This is a genomic window from Streptomyces sp. NPDC002742 (genome assembly GCF_042888885.1).
Classification (GTDB): domain Bacteria; phylum Actinomycetota; class Actinomycetes; order Streptomycetales; family Streptomycetaceae; genus Streptomyces.
The window spans coordinates 189,896-203,652 of the sequence record NZ_JBIAQF010000005.1 but is presented as its reverse complement, the minus strand read 5'-3'; the positions used below and the strand labels follow the sequence as shown (position 1 = coordinate 203,652).

At 72.8% G+C, this 13,757-nt stretch carries 9 protein-coding genes; 3 read left to right on the top strand and 6 right to left on the bottom strand.

Annotated elements, in window-relative coordinates; genetic code table 11:
• Positions 1–23: 23 nt before the first annotated feature.
• The 4 genes from ACFYW8_RS10285 to ACFYW8_RS10270 form a co-directional block, all read right to left on the bottom strand.
• Complete coding sequence (locus ACFYW8_RS10285; protein ID WP_389070166.1) at positions 24–926, bottom strand: 1,4-dihydroxy-6-naphthoate synthase; 903 nt, start codon at positions 924–926, stop codon at positions 24–26.
• Positions 910–1,608: a futalosine hydrolase gene (locus tag ACFYW8_RS10280; protein ID WP_389071128.1), complete on the bottom strand. Its 699-nt coding sequence runs from the start codon at positions 1,606–1,608 to the stop codon at positions 910–912. The genes ACFYW8_RS10285 and ACFYW8_RS10280 overlap by 17 nt, the downstream gene beginning before the upstream one ends.
• A 26-nt stretch (positions 1,609–1,634) precedes the next feature.
• Entirely contained in the window at positions 1,635–2,141 is a 507-nt protein-coding gene (locus ACFYW8_RS10275; protein ID WP_365871486.1) for a DUF2771 domain-containing protein, read from the bottom strand.
• Positions 2,142–2,216: 75 nt separating this feature from the next.
• Entirely contained in the window at positions 2,217–3,641 is a 1,425-nt protein-coding gene (locus ACFYW8_RS10270) for an MFS transporter (RefSeq protein ID WP_389070159.1), read from the bottom strand.
• Between the two features lie 435 nt (positions 3,642–4,076).
• Here ACFYW8_RS10270 and ACFYW8_RS10265 point away from each other — a divergent pair, with 435 nt between their 5' ends.
• The 3 genes from ACFYW8_RS10265 to ACFYW8_RS10255 all read left to right on the top strand — a co-directional run bounded on the left by ACFYW8_RS10265 (position 4,077) and on the right by ACFYW8_RS10255 (position 10,603).
• On the top strand, positions 4,077–5,003 hold the full coding sequence (locus tag ACFYW8_RS10265; protein WP_365871490.1) for a DUF3027 domain-containing protein: 927 nt from the start codon (positions 4,077–4,079) through the stop codon (positions 5,001–5,003).
• A gap of 1,038 nt (positions 5,004–6,041) precedes the next feature.
• Positions 6,042–9,203, top strand: coding sequence for a sacsin N-terminal ATP-binding-like domain-containing protein (locus ACFYW8_RS10260; protein WP_389070154.1), 3,162 nt, complete (start codon positions 6,042–6,044; stop codon positions 9,201–9,203).
• A gap of 590 nt (positions 9,204–9,793) precedes the next feature.
• Entirely contained in the window at positions 9,794–10,603 is an 810-nt protein-coding gene (locus tag ACFYW8_RS10255; RefSeq protein WP_389070150.1) for a hypothetical protein, read from the top strand.
• A gap of 129 nt (positions 10,604–10,732) precedes the next feature.
• Here ACFYW8_RS10255 and ACFYW8_RS10250 read toward each other — a convergent pair whose 3' ends face one another.
• Together ACFYW8_RS10250 and ACFYW8_RS10245 are read right to left on the bottom strand one after the other, a co-directional pair.
• Entirely contained in the window at positions 10,733–13,132 is a 2,400-nt protein-coding gene (locus tag ACFYW8_RS10250) for a cation-translocating P-type ATPase (RefSeq protein ID WP_389070146.1), read from the bottom strand.
• A gap of 135 nt (positions 13,133–13,267) precedes the next feature.
• A complete protein-coding gene (locus tag ACFYW8_RS10245; protein WP_365871498.1) occupies positions 13,268–13,543 on the bottom strand; it encodes a DUF2530 domain-containing protein in 276 nt (91 codons plus the stop codon).
• Positions 13,544–13,757: the final 214 nt, after the last annotated feature.

Sequence of the window (13,757 nt, the reverse complement as noted above, 5' to 3'; positions counted from 1 at the left end):
GTCCGAAGGGTCCGGGAGAGGGATCAGGGGAAGTCCAGCGCGTTCGGGCCGAGGGGCGGCACCAGTCCCTCGGCCGCCGCGCGCGTGAGCAGTCCGCGGACCGCCGCGTATCCGTCCTCGCCCAGACCGGCCGTGAACTCGTTGACGTACAGGCCGATGTGCTGGTCCGCGACGCCCGGGTCCATTTCCTGGGCGTGCTCCAGGACGTAGCCGCGGGAGGCCCCGGGGTCGTCCCAGGCGGCGCGGACCGAGGCGCGGGCGGCGTCGGCGAGCGCCCGGAGCCCCTCCGCACCCAGTGAACGCCTCGCGATGATCGCGCCCAGCGGGATCGGCAGCCCGGTGGTCCGCTCCCAGTACTCGCCCATGTCGGCGAGCTTGTGCAGCCCGTAGTTCTGGTACGTGAAACGCGCCTCGTGGATGACGAGCCCCGCGTCGACCTTCCCGTCCCGCACGGCGGGCATGATCTCGTGGAACGGCATGACCACGATCTCGCCGACCCCGCCCGGAACCGTGTCGGCCGCCCACAGCCGGAACAGCAGATACGCCGTCGACCGCTCGCTCGGCACGGCGACGGTACGACCCGTCAGTGCCCCGGGCTCCCGGCCCCGGCCGAGCGGGGAGGTGCCCCCGGGGCCCGCCTCCCTCGTCAGTACGAGCGGACCGCAGCCCCGGCCCAGCGCGCCGCCGCACGGCAGCAGCGCGTACCTGTCGAGGACGTACGGCAGCACGGCGTACGACACCTTCAGCACGTCGAACTCGCCGCGCTCGGCCATGCCGTTGGTGATGTCGATGTCGGCGAAGGTCACGTCCAGCGCGGGCGCGCCGGGGACCCGGCCGTGCGCCCAGGCGTCGAACACGAAGGTGTCGTTGGGGCAGGGCGAATAGGCGATCCGCAGGGATTCGGCGGATTCAGTGGGTGCGCTCATGCGGGTTCCAACTCTCCAGGACGGGCCCCAGCTTCCCGAAGGCCTCGGTGAGGGCCGCGAGGGCGTCGCCGATGCGCCACGCGGCGCGGTCACGCGGGCCGACGGGATTGGACACCGCGCGGATCTCCAGTACGGGCACGCCGTGCGCGCCGGCCGCCTCGGCGACGCCGAACCCCTCCATCGCCTCGGCGAGGGCCCGCGGATGCCGGGTGCGCAGTTCGGTGGCACGGGTGGCGCTGCCGGTCACGGTCGACACCGTGAGCACCGCTCCGACGCCTCCGCCGGTGACGGCCGCGATCGCTCGTACGAGTGATTCCGGCGGCCGATGGCTGACGGTCCCGAAGCCGAGTTCGGTGACCGGGAGGAAGCCCTCCGGTGTCTGGGCGCCCAGGTCCGCCGCGACGATGTCGTCGGCGATCACGAGCGAACCCACGGGCGCGCCGGGCTGGAAGCCCCCGGAGATGCCCGCGCAGACGACGAGGCCGTAGGGCGCGCCGTCCAGGGCGGCGGCGGTCAGCGCGGCGGAGACGGAGGCGGCGGCGAGGCCGGGACCGACCCCGGCGGCGAGCAGGTCGAGCCCACCGAGCCGGTGGAGCGTCGCCCCCGGAAGCCGTATCTCGTGCGCCGTGCCGGACGAGGCCGCGGCCACCGCTTCCCTCTCCGCGGAGACGGCGGTGGCCACGAGCACCTTCGGCCCGGCGGCGGCGATCAGTTGTCCGAGTCCTTCTTGAACTTGAACGACCACAGGCCGGTGACCGTCTTGTCGCCCTCCTTGACGGAGACGAGCGTCGAGTTGCCGGTCGCGCCGTACTGCTGGTTGAAGAACACGCTGCCCGGAATGGTCAGGTAGGTCTTCTTGGTGCTCTCGGGCAGGAGCTGCTGCCCGTTCATCAGGACCGTCCAGCCCTTGTCGGCGATCTTCGGGTCCACGCCGAACCGCACGGTCGCGTCGGGGTCGACGTCGATGGACTTGATGTCCTTGGACCGCAGGCAGCTCGTCAGGTCCGCGGTCTTCACGGCGTTGCCGTCGTTGTAGCAGTCGGCCTCGGAGCTCACCGACTTCGTTCCGACCGTGACGGTGGCCATCGGTGTCGGCTTGTCACAGGCGGACAGGGCGAGGAGTCCGGCGGAAACGGCGCCGACCGTGGCGACGGCGCGGCGACGGCGCGCAGCGCGTTGTCCATTAGCGGCTCTGCCGCGGGGCAGGGAGGTCATGGCCGAAGGTTATCGGGCGTGCCCACCCGTGCCCCCACGTGGGGTGCGGCGTGCCGTGTGAGGCCCCCGCGCGGCTCAGGAGACGTGCTGCCGGGCCGACCCGCCGCGCCGGGCCACGGAGAGCAGCCCCCGCACGGTCGTCAGCCACCCGACGGCGACGATCCCGGCGGCCACGCAGAGGCCGAGCGAGCCGTTGAGCGGCATCGCGATGCCGATGGCTCCGCCGAGGACCCAGGCCATCTGGAGCAGCGTCTCGGAGCGGGCGAAGGCCGAACTCCGGACGAGTTCGGGGACGTCGCGCTGGATCAGCGCGTCCAGGGACAGCTTGGCGAGCGCCTGCGCGAACCCGGCGACCGCGGCGAGACACGCCACGAACAGGGTGCCGTAGAAGATCGCCGCCGCGATCGCGACGGCCAGCACGAACGCCACCACCACGACGATGATGATCTCCGGAGCGCGCTGTTTCAGCCAGGCTCCGACGGCCGTGCCGAGCGCGTTGCCCACGCCCGCCGAGACGACCACCAGGCCGAGCGAGACCGCCGCGCTCTTGCCGCTGAGCGGCTGCTGGCGCAGCAGGAAGGCGAGGAAGAAGATCAGGAAGCCGGACAGGCAGCGCAGCGAGGCGTTGGCGCCGAGCGCGTGGGTGACCGCCGTTCCCACGGTCCGCAGTCCGGGGCGCGGCGGTTTCTTCAGGTGCGGGCCGTGCAGATGCTCCGCGTCGGCGGCGAGCAGCGCCTTGTCCTCGCCCTTGGCGGAGTCGACCTTGGGGGGCAGCGAGAACGACAGGAACGTGCCCCCGATGAAGATCGTGAAGGCGCCGTAGAGCGGATAGCGGGCCCCCAGCGACTGGAGCACGGCGGCGATCGGCCCTGCCACACCGGTGGCCAGGAGCCCGCCCAGAGTGACCCGGGAATTGGCTTTGACCAGGGAGAACGTGGGTGGCAGGAGGCGGGGTACGACGGCACTGCGGACCACGCCGTACGCCTTGGAGGCGACGAGGACGCCGAGCGCGGCGGGATACAGCTCGAAGGTTCCGCTGACGACGGCTCCCGCCAGCATCAGCGCGAGCATCGCCCTCGCGAGCATCGAGCCCGCCATCGCGGCCCGCCGGCCGTGCGGCAGACGGTCAAGGAGCGGGCCGATCACGGGGGCGAGGAGGGCGAAGGGCGCCATCGTGATGCCGAGGTAGAGGGCGACCCTGCCGCGGGCCTCGTCGGTCGGCACGGAGAAGAACACGGTGGACGCCAGCGCCACCGTGATCATGACGTCGCCCGCGCCGTTCACCGCGTGCAGTTCGATCAGTTTTCCGAGGCCCGACTCGCCCGCTCCGTGCGCGTGGGTCGCCTTGCGGATGCCGCGCGCCGTCCGCGTGACCGGGAAGTGCAGGGCACGTCCCACCGCACGGACGGACCCGGTTACCCGGCCCGATCCGCCACTCCGGTTGCTCCCCTTGGCGCCACCGATACCGGTTGCTCCCTGGGGCGACCTTGCGGATGCCACTCCGTCATAGTGCCCCGAGTTCGGCGTGCGTAGTGCGGTTACCGCGCGTACGGGGGCCGACTGGGGCCGGGATGGATCATTTTCCGGTGGGGCGGGACCGGGAGCGCGGGTGGCAGACTGTCGGTGCGGAGCGCCGGGGACTTCGCCGCGGAGCGGCCGGGTCCGAGTGTCGCGGAGCGGCAAAGATCCCGGCGCGGAGCGCCGAAGACGCCCGCCGGTGTGGGCCCAGCGGCCGGGAGAAGGTAGCGTGCGTAACGCGCCTGCGGCGATTGTTCTCGGCCGCGCGCCTCTCGGCCATCCCGCAGAATGGATGGCGTAGGTGCGCCCGAGTGCGATCGGGCGCGGACGTCGACGCGGCCCACCGGTCCGCTCCGTCCGCACCCCCGCCGGAGGAATGGCGCACCCGTGAGACGGCGTAGGAGAGAAGCGATACCTGTGAGCGCAGCGACAACGCGAAGCCGCACCCCGGACCGTCTGTGCGCCGAGGCGGTCGACCTCGCCCGCGCGGCGGCCGAGGAAGCCGCCCATCCCGGCATCGTCGGCGAGCACCTCGGGCTGGTCTCCGAGGGGGACCGCGTTGTCACGCACTACTTCGAGTGCAAGGAACCCGGGTACCGAGGCTGGCGCTGGGCGTCGACCGTGGCCCGCGCCTCCCGGGCGAAGCTCGTCACCCTGGACGAGACGGTGCTCCTGCCCGGCACGGACGCGCTGCTGGCCCCGGAGTGGGTGCCGTGGAGCGAGCGGCTCCGCCCGGGTGACATGGGCCCCGGCGACCTGCTGCCCACGGACGCCGAGGATCTCCGGCTGGAGCCGGGCTACTCCGGTGAGGACGAGCCCGCGCCGAACTCCGCGGTCTCCGAGGACATGGCCGAGCTGGTGGAGGCGGAGGACGCGGAGGTGACCGCGGGTACGCCCGCGAGCCTGCCGATGGCCCCGCGCCGCGGCTCCATCGCCGCCGTGGCCGAGGAACTGGGGCTCCGCCGGGCCCGGGTGCTCTCCCGGTACGGGCTGCATGTCGCGGCCGACCGCTGGGAGGAGTCGTACGGACCGAAGACGGCGATGGCGCAGGCGGCGCCCGCGTCGTGCGTCAGCTGTGGCTTCCTGAATCGCATCGGGGGATCGCTCGGACAGGCGTTCGGGGTCTGCGCGAACGAGTTCTCGCCGGCGGACGGGCGTGTGGTGTCCCTCGCGTACGGGTGCGGTGGGCACTCCGAGGCCGCGGTCATGCCGACGCCTCCGCGGCCGCCGCTTCCGGTGATCGACGAGACCCAGGTGGACCCGTTCCCGCTGCGTCCGTCCCCCGACTCGGGCTCCGTGCCCGCGACTCCCGACGAGTCCACGGCGGAACTCGGCCACTCGTAGCCTCCGAGACGGCGACGGTCCCGGCCCTCCGGCCCGGTGCTCCTCCGGCCCGGTGGCCCACCCGCGAGGCGGCCGTCCGTGCCGGACGGCAGTCTCCGCTTGGCGGCCCGCCCGCTGTTGGCCGTCCAGGCTTGGCGGCCCAGCTGCCGTGTGGCTGTGCCTGTCTTTCGGCGCGCCTGCCGGACGGCCGTCCCGGCTTGGTGGCCCGCCCGCTGTTGGCTGTCCCGGCTTGGCGGCCCACCCGCCGTGTGGCCGTGCCTGCCTTCGGCCTACTTCCAGGTGGCCTCCCTGCGCAGGGAGGCCACCTCTCCCGACGGGCGGCACCCGTCCCACCTCACCCCGGCACAGCCACAGCCTTCTTTCGCCCCCTCCGCCCCTACCCTTCCCGTACCTGGGGCTCCGCCCCAGACCCCGCTCCTCAAACGCCGGAGGGGCTGGATCTTGCCCCGCTGTCGATTCGCGCGCCGGAGGGGCTGGAGTTCGCCCCGAGGGCGAAGTGGGCGTGGGAGGGGCCGTAGGCCCGTGGGTGGTTGCGGACAGGTTGCGACGCACCCGCAGGGGCCCGGCGGAAGGGGCCACGCACCCACGCGTGGCCCACGACGGGCGGCGGCGGACGGGGGGCGGGCCCGCGGCGGATGGGGCGGCGGCCCACGACGCCCTACGGCGGACGGGGCGGCGACCTGCGATGGCCCACGGCGGACGGGGTGACGGCCTAAGGCGGACGGAGCGGACGGGCGGCCCGCGGCGGACGGGGCGGCGACCTGCGGCGACCCACGGCGGACGGAGCGGCGGCCCACGACGCTCCACGACGGCCCACGGCGGACGGGGCGGCGGCCCACGACGGCCCGTGGCGGACGGGGCGACGGCCCAAGGCGGACGGAGGGACGGGCGGACGGGGCGGCCCGTGGCGGATGGGGGGCGGCCCGCGGGGCCCGTGGCGGACGGCGGGGGCGGAAGTCAAGGAGAGCGCGCGGTACCTTCATGCCGCGACCCGGCGCTGCATTCGCGGTCGCGCCAGGCGAGAGGGAGAGTGAACCCGTGAGTAAGTTCGTGCGGCCGGCTGCCGAGGGTGCGGACCCGTTCGGTACGGCGCGCCTGCGTCGCGGCGTACTGGACGCCTGGGCGACCAGCCCGGCCCGGTTCCGCGAGGACGCCAACGCCGAGGAGGACCTCGTCCTCGGCGGCTACCGCGACCGGCTCGTCGTGGAACTCGCCCAGAACGCCGCCGACGCGTCGGCCCGCGCCGGCACCCCGGGCCGCCTGCGCCTCACCCTGCGCGACGGCGTCCTGGTGGCCGCCAACACCGGTGCCCCCCTCGACGCGGCCGGTGTCGAGTCGCTCGCCACCCTGCGCGCCTCCGCGAAGCGGGACGCGAGCGACACGGCCGTGGGCCGTTTCGGTGTCGGCTTCGCCGCGGTCCTCGCCGTCACGGACGAGCCCGCCGTCGTCGGGCGGCACGGCGGTGTCCGCTGGGCGCTCGCCGAGGCCCGCGATCTCGCCGCCGACACCGCAGGGAACAGCCCCGGCCTCGGTGACGAGATCCGCCGACGGGACGGCCATGTGCCCCTGCTGCGGCTGCCGTTCGCGGCCGAGGGCACCGCCCCGGACCCGTACGACACCGCCGTGATCCTGCCGTTGCGCGACACCGCCGCCGAGGATCTCGCCGAGCGCCTCCTGCGCAACATCGACGACGCCCTCCTGCTGGCCCTTCCCGGCCTGGACGAAGTCGTCGTCGAGATCGGCGACGCGGAGATCCGCACCCTGCACCGCGCCGCCGCCGAGCACGGCGCCGTCATCGACGACTCCCGCGACGGCACGACCCGCTACCGCACGGTCGACCGGCACGGCCCCCTCGACCCCGCCCTGCTCGCCGACCGTCCGGTCGAGGAGCGGCTGCGCCCGCACTGGTCCGTGACCTGGGCCGTCCCGGTCGACGCCGAGGGAGCCCCGGCCCGCCCGCGGACCAGCCCCGTCGTGCACGCGCCGACGCCGAGCGACGAAGCCCTCGGCGTACCCGCGCTCCTGATCGCCTCCCTGCCGCTCGACACCACCCGGCGCCACGCCGCCCCCGGCCCGCTCACCGACTTCCTGGTGGAGCGCGCGGCGGACGCCTACGCCGAACTCCTCGCCGACTGGCGCCCGGTGGACACCGGGATCATCGACCTGGTGCCCGGCCCGCTCGGCAAGGGCGAGCTGGACGGCGCCCTGCGCCAGGCGATCCTGGACCGCCTGCCGCGCACCGCGTTCCTGCCGCCCGCGGCCCCGCCGGAGCGGATGCCGGCCGCCGACACCCCCGAGGACTGGCCCGAGAGCAGCCCCGCCGAGAATCCCACCTCGCTGCGGCCGCGCGACGCCGAGGTGGTGGAGGGCGCGGGCGCCGAGACCGTCCGGGTGCTCGCCGAGGTGCTGCCCAGCCTGCTGCCCGCCGGGCTGGAGCGGCGGGTGGAACTGCGCACGCTGGGCGTCGCCCGGGTTCCGCTCACCGAGGCCGTGGACCGGCTGGCCGGTCTGGAGAAGGACCCGGAGTGGTGGCACCGCCTGTACGACAGCCTGGCCGGGGTCGACCCGGACCGGCTGTCCGGACTGCCGGTGCCGCTGGCCGACGGCCGTACGACCATCGGGCCCCGCCAGATCCTGCTGCCCACCGCCGACGGGTCCCTGGTGGCCCCCGACACCCTCGCCCGGCTCGGCCTCAAGGTCGCGCACCCGGACGCCGCCCACCCGCTACTGGAGAAACTGGGCGCTCTGCCGGCCTCGCCCCGCGCGGTGCTCACCACCCCGCAGGTACGGGCCGCGGTGGCCGCCTCGCTCGACGACGAGGGCGGGGCGTGGGACGAGGACACCCCGGACGCCGAGGAACTGGCGGACACCGTTCTCGCGCTGGTCCGTGACGCCGCCCTCGAACCCGGCGACGAGCCCTGGCTCGGCGCACTCGCGCTGCCGGACGACGAGGGCGAACTCGTGCCCGCCGGTGAACTCGTGCTGCCCGGCAGCCCGTTCGCCCGGATCATGCGCGAGGACGAACTAGCCTTCGTCGACTCCGAGTTGGCCGACCGCTGGGGTGAGCAGCCGCTCGCCGCCTGTGGTGTCCTCGCCGGCTTCGCCCTGGTGCGTGCCACCGACGTCGTACTCGATCCGGACGAACTGGAGCCGCGCGAAGCGGACTTCGCCGAGCCCGACGACGCGGGTCTGCTGGACGCGGTGGACGTGTGGTGCGAGGACGTCCTGGACCGGCTGCCCGATTCGCCGGTGCCGCCCGTCGCCACCGAGATCGTCGCCGTACGGGATCTGGACCTCGTCGACGACGACCGGTGGCCCGAGGCCCTCGCGCTGCTCGCCCAGCCGCCGCTGCGGGACGCCATCACCCAGCAGGTGCGCATTCTGCTGCCGGACGGCACCCACGAGATCGTCCGGCCGTACACGGCCTGGTGGCTGCGCGGACATCCGGTGCTCGACGGACGCCGGCCGGCCGGTCTGCTCGCGGCCGGCGGCGATCCGCTGCTGCGCGGTCTGTACGACGAGGCCGACGCGACGGGCTTCGACGACGAACAGGTGCTGCGGGCGCTCGGCGTCCGTACGTCCGTGGCCGCCCTGCTCGACGAGCCCGGCGGCGCCGCCGAACTGCTCGACCGGCTCGCCGACCCGGACCGTGCGGTCTCCGGCGCCCAACTTCACGCCCTTTACGGCGCGTTGGCCGATCTCGACCCCGAGCGGGTGACGCTGCCGGAGGAGCTGCGGGCCGTCGTGGACGGCGAGGTGCGGGTCGTGGACGCGGCCGACGCGGTGGTCGTGGACTCACCGGACCTGCTGGCGTTCACCGACGGGATGCCGCTGCTGCCGGTACCGCCGGCACGGGCCGCCGAGCTCGCCGAACTGTTCCAGGTGCGGCGGCTCAGCGAGTCCGTCACCGGCGAGGTGACCTCCGAGGGCACCGAGCACGACGTACCGGAGTCCGTACGGGTCCTGCTGGGCCCCGCGACCCCCGCCTCGTACGTCGAGCACGAGGAGCTCGTGGTCGACGGCACCGAACTCGACTGGCGCCGCACCCGCGACGGGGTGCTGCACGCCGCCACCCTGGAGGGCGTCGCCGCCGGACTCGCCTGGTCGGCGGGCCAGTGGCCGCGCCGCTTCGAGGTCGCGGCGCTGCTGGAGGACCCGTCCCGTACCGAGGAACTGGCCAGGGACCGCTGGTTCGACTGATCAGGCCGATCCGGGCGGCGCGAACCTCGAAGGCCGTTCGGCCGGGGATCGGCACGCGGACGACGCGGGCAACGCCGTGAGGAGCTCCGCCCGGCCCCGGGGAACGCCGGGCCTCGGGGACGCCGGGCTTCGGGGACGCCGGGCTTCGGGGACGCCGGGCTTCGGGGACGCCGGGCTTCGGGGACGCCGGGCCCCGGGAACGCCCGGCCTCGGGAACGCCGGGCCTCGGGAACGCCCGGCCTCGGGAATGCCGGGCCTCGGGAACGCCCGGCCTCGGGAATGCCGGGCCCCGGGAACGCCCGGCCTCGGGAACGCCCGGCCTCGGGAACGCCGGGCCCCGGGAACGCCGGGCCCCGGGAACGCCGGGCCCCGGGAACGCCGGGCCAGGGTGTTCCTCTGCGCTTCGTCATCGGCGAGCAATGCCCACCTAAAAACTGCGATCCCCGCACCCCACCCGTACAACCACTCGCACCTCTCACTAATCTCACCCGTGAGTCAACAGACTCACCGATCACTTGGGTCCCGCGCTGACGACGAGCCGTGAGGAACGACCACCGCCGGGACCCCCTTTCTCCACTTGGGGAACCCACATGCGCATACGAGCCACCGTGGCCGCCGTCACCGGCGCCCTGGCCCTTTCCGCTCTCGCCGTGCCGGCCGCGCAGGCCGCAGGCAACCCGGTGTCCGGCGTCACCTTCTCCAACGTCGTGATCAACAGTGGCAAGAACATCGTGGTCGGCGCCTCCGCGCAGGTCACGGTCACCGCGACCTACAAGGTGACGCACCCCTCCGGCCTCAGCGCGAGCTCCATCGAGACCGGCCCGGTGCTCTACCGCGGCACCTCGGTGGCCGCGCCGACCGACATCCTCGGCGGCGACGAGGGCGGCACCTGCACCGTCTCCACCTCGACCGTGTTCAACTGCACGGCCAAGATCCAGTTCCGTCCGGTCCCCGGCGCCGACTACGACGACCTGACCTCCGCCGAGGCCGGCGCCTGGAAGGTCGGCGCGGTCGCCGTCGACGCCACCGGCAACACCCAGAACATCAAGTGGCAGGGCGACCTGGGCGCCAAGAACGTCCAGCGCTACTCCAAGCTGACGGTCAACGCCACCCCGGAGCCGGTCAAGAAGGGCAAGACCATCACGGTCACCGGCGCCCTGACCCGCGCGAGCTGGGACGCCGCCAAGTACTACGGCTACGGCACCCAGTCGGTGGTGCTGCAGTTCCGCAAGGCGGGCAGCAGCACCTACACCACCCTGAAGACGGTCAAGACGGACAGCGCCGGCAACCTGAAGACGACCACGACGGCCACCGTCGACGGCACCTTCCGCTACAGCTTCGCGGGCACCACGACCACCTCGGCCGTCAGCGCCACGGGTGACTACGTCGACGTGCAGTGACACATGAGTTGAGTTGACCGAAGATCCCCGGTCCGGCGGCCGGGGATCTTCGCTGTCCCCGCCCCGCTGCGATTCCCTGGAGCAGCCCCCGCGCGAGGGCCAGTTCCCGCGCGGGAACTGAAGCAGCCCCTACGCGGGAACGTGGCGGTCGACCCACCTCCACAGGAACTCCAGGACGGCCGCCGCCACCACCGAGATCAGCACCGCGACCCACGGCATCGCCTCGCCGACCAGCTTCAGCGCGAAGAAGTGCTGCAGCTTCGGCACCACGAGCACCAGCACGAACGCCCCGCCCATCAAGGCGACGAGGCAGATCCGCCACCAGGTGTAGGGCCGGGCGATGATCGCGAGCACCCACATCGAGACCAGGAAGAGCGTCAGCGTCGCGGCGCTCGTCTCCGCCTCCAGCGAACCGTCTCCCGTGTAGTAGTGGCGCGCGATCAGATACGTCACGAAGGTGGCCACGCCCGCGACGACCCCGCCCGGGATCGAGTACCGCATCACCCGCCGTACGAAGTGGGGCTGGGCGCGCTCCTTGTTGGGGGCGAGGGCGAGGAAGAACGCCGGAATACCGATCGTCAGGGTGGACAGCAGGGTCAAGTGACGTGGCAGGAAGGGGTATTCGACCTGCCAGCACACCACCAGGACGGCCAGCAGGACCGAGTAGACCGTCTTCACCAGGAAGAGTGTGGCGACCCGGGTGATGTTCCCGATGACCCGGCGGCCCTCCCCGACCACCGAGGGCAGGGTCGAGAAGCTGTTGTTGAGCAGCACGATCTGGGCCACCGCGCGGGTCGCCTCGGACCCCGAGCCCATGCTCACCCCGATGTCGGCGTCCTTCAGCGCCAGGACGTCGTTCACGCCGTCGCCGGTCATCGCCACCGTGTGCCCGCTGGACTGCAGGGCGCCGACCATGTCCCGCTTCTGCTGCGGGGTGACCCGCCCGAAGACCGTGCCCTTCTCCAGGGACTCCGCCAATTCCGCCGGCTCGGTGGGCAGCCGGCGCGCGTCCACGACCTCGCCGGTGAGCCCGAGCTTGCCGGCGACCGCGCCCACCGACACCGCGTTGTCGCCGGAGATGACCTTGGCCTTGACGTCCTGGTCGGCGAAGTAGCGCAGGGTGTCGGCCGCGTCCGGGCGCAGCCGCTGTTCCAGGACGACCAGCGCGGCGGGCCGCGCGGCCTCCGCGACGCCGGGGTCCTCCAGGTCCTTGGTGGTCCTCGCGAGCAGCAGGACCCGCAGTCCGGCCTCGTTCAGCCGCTCGGTCTCGGCGAGCGCCGCGTCCCCGGCGGGCAGCAGTACGTCGGGAGCGCCGAGCAGCCAGGTGCTCGACTCGCCGTTGCCCTCGCTGAACCCGGCGCCGCTGTACTTGCGGGCGGAGGAAAAGGGCAGCGACTGGGTGCAGCGCCACTCCTCGCTGTCCGGGTAGGCGGCGATGATCGCCTGGAGCGAGGCGTTCGGCCGGGGATCCGACTCGCCGAGCGCGCCGAGGACCCTGCGCAGATACGACTCGTCCGCGCCCTGGAGCGGCCGTAGCTCGGTGACGTCCATGCCGCCCTCGGTGAGGGTGCCGGTCTTGTCGAGGCAGACGGTGTCGATGCGGGCGAGGCCCTCGATGGCCGGGAGTTCCTGAACCAGGCACTGTTTTCGGCCAAGGCGGATGACGCCGATCGCGAAGGCGACGGAGGTGAGCAGGACCAGCCCCTCGGGGACCATCGGGACGATCCCGCCGACGGTCCGCGCTATGGAGTCCTTGAAGCCGTGCTGCTTCACGACGAGCTGGCTGATGACCAGGCCGATGGCGGTCGGGATCATCATCCACGTCACGTACTTGAGGATCGTGGAGATACCGCTGCGCAGCTCGGAGTGGACCAGCGTGAACCGTGAGGCCTCCTCCGCGAGCTGTGCCGCGTACGCCTCCCGGCCCACCTTGGTCACCGTGAAGGCGCCGGAGCCCGCGACCACGAAGCTGCCCGACATCACCGGGTCATCGACGTGCTTGACCACCGGGTCGGCCTCACCGGTGAGCAGCGACTCGTCGATCTCCAGCCCGTCGGCCTCAGCGCAGGTGCCGTCGACGGCGACCTTGTCGCCGGGACCGATCTCGATGAGATCCCCGAGGACGATCTCCGACGCGCGGACCTCGGCGGCGACCCCGTCCCTGCGGACGGTCGGTTTCACCTCGCCGATGACCGCGAGCGAGTCCAGGGTCTTCTTGGCCCGCCACTCCTGGATGATCCCGATCCCGGTGTTGGCGATGATCACGTAGCCGAACAGGCTGTCCTGGAACGGCGCCACGAACAGCATGATCAGCCAGAGCACGCCGATGATCGCGTTGAACCGGGTGAACACGTTGGCCCGGACGATCTCGCCCACGGAGCGGCTGCTGCGCACGGGGACGTCGTTCACCTCGCCGCGCGCGACCCGCTCGGCCACCGCGGCGGCCGACAACCCCTCGGTCCGCCGGGAGGCGGGTATGGGCACGGGGTGCACGGGATCGAGTTCGGCGCCCGCGTCGATGTGGGTCATGCATTCGACGGTACGTGCGGATATGCGGCTTCACCCGCCGAGTGCGCCAAAGTTCCGACCTGGGGAGGACGGGGCGCGGCGGAGAATGCTCCAGTGGGTGGAGAGGGAGCCCTGTCGCTCCGTCGGGGGCGGCGCCTACTCCGTCACGGGGGCGGCGCCGGAACCGGCGGCGTGGGCGCGCTTGATGGCGGCGTCACGCTTGCGGACGTACCAGATGCCGATCAGTCCGAGGCCCGCGCCGGCCAGGCAGGTCCACAGCCACCACAGGTGTCCGTGGTCGTCGAACCAGCCGTAGAACGGCAGCTGCACCAGGAAGAGGACGAACCAGAGGATCGTGCCGCCCGTGATGGTGGCGACGACGGGGCCCTCCAGGGGCTCCGGCGCCTCGTGCTTGGGGGTCCACTTCGCCATGTGCACAGCTTACGAGGGTCGGCGACCGGTTGTGTTCGCGCCCGGTCTCGCCTTGTGCGGCAAGGGTCTACGCGCGGAGATAGCGATTTCTGACTCATATGTTCATACTGAAACCGTCCGAGTCTGGCCAGTTGTATTCGTAGAAAACACCAACAGATGCCTGGGGGAACCTGTTGGTGAGCGACCACTGACCGGGCTCGATCACGTTCCCCGT

Excerpts from the sequence above, each read along its gene's own strand:
- ACFYW8_RS10285 (WP_389070166.1), bottom strand. The coding sequence starts at position 926 with ATGAGCGCACCCACTGAATCCGCCGAATCCCTGCGGATCGCCTATTCG.
- ACFYW8_RS10275 (WP_365871486.1), bottom strand. The coding sequence starts at position 2,141 with ATGACCTCCCTGCCCCGCGGCAGAGCCGCTAATGGACAACGCGCTGCG.
- ACFYW8_RS10255 (WP_389070150.1), top strand. The coding sequence starts at position 9,794 with ATGCGCATACGAGCCACCGTGGCCGCCGTCACCGGCGCCCTGGCCCTT.
- ACFYW8_RS10250 (WP_389070146.1), bottom strand. The coding sequence starts at position 13,132 with ATGACCCACATCGACGCGGGCGCCGAACTCGATCCCGTGCACCCCGTG.
- ACFYW8_RS10245 (WP_365871498.1), bottom strand. The coding sequence starts at position 13,543 with ATGGCGAAGTGGACCCCCAAGCACGAGGCGCCGGAGCCCCTGGAGGGC.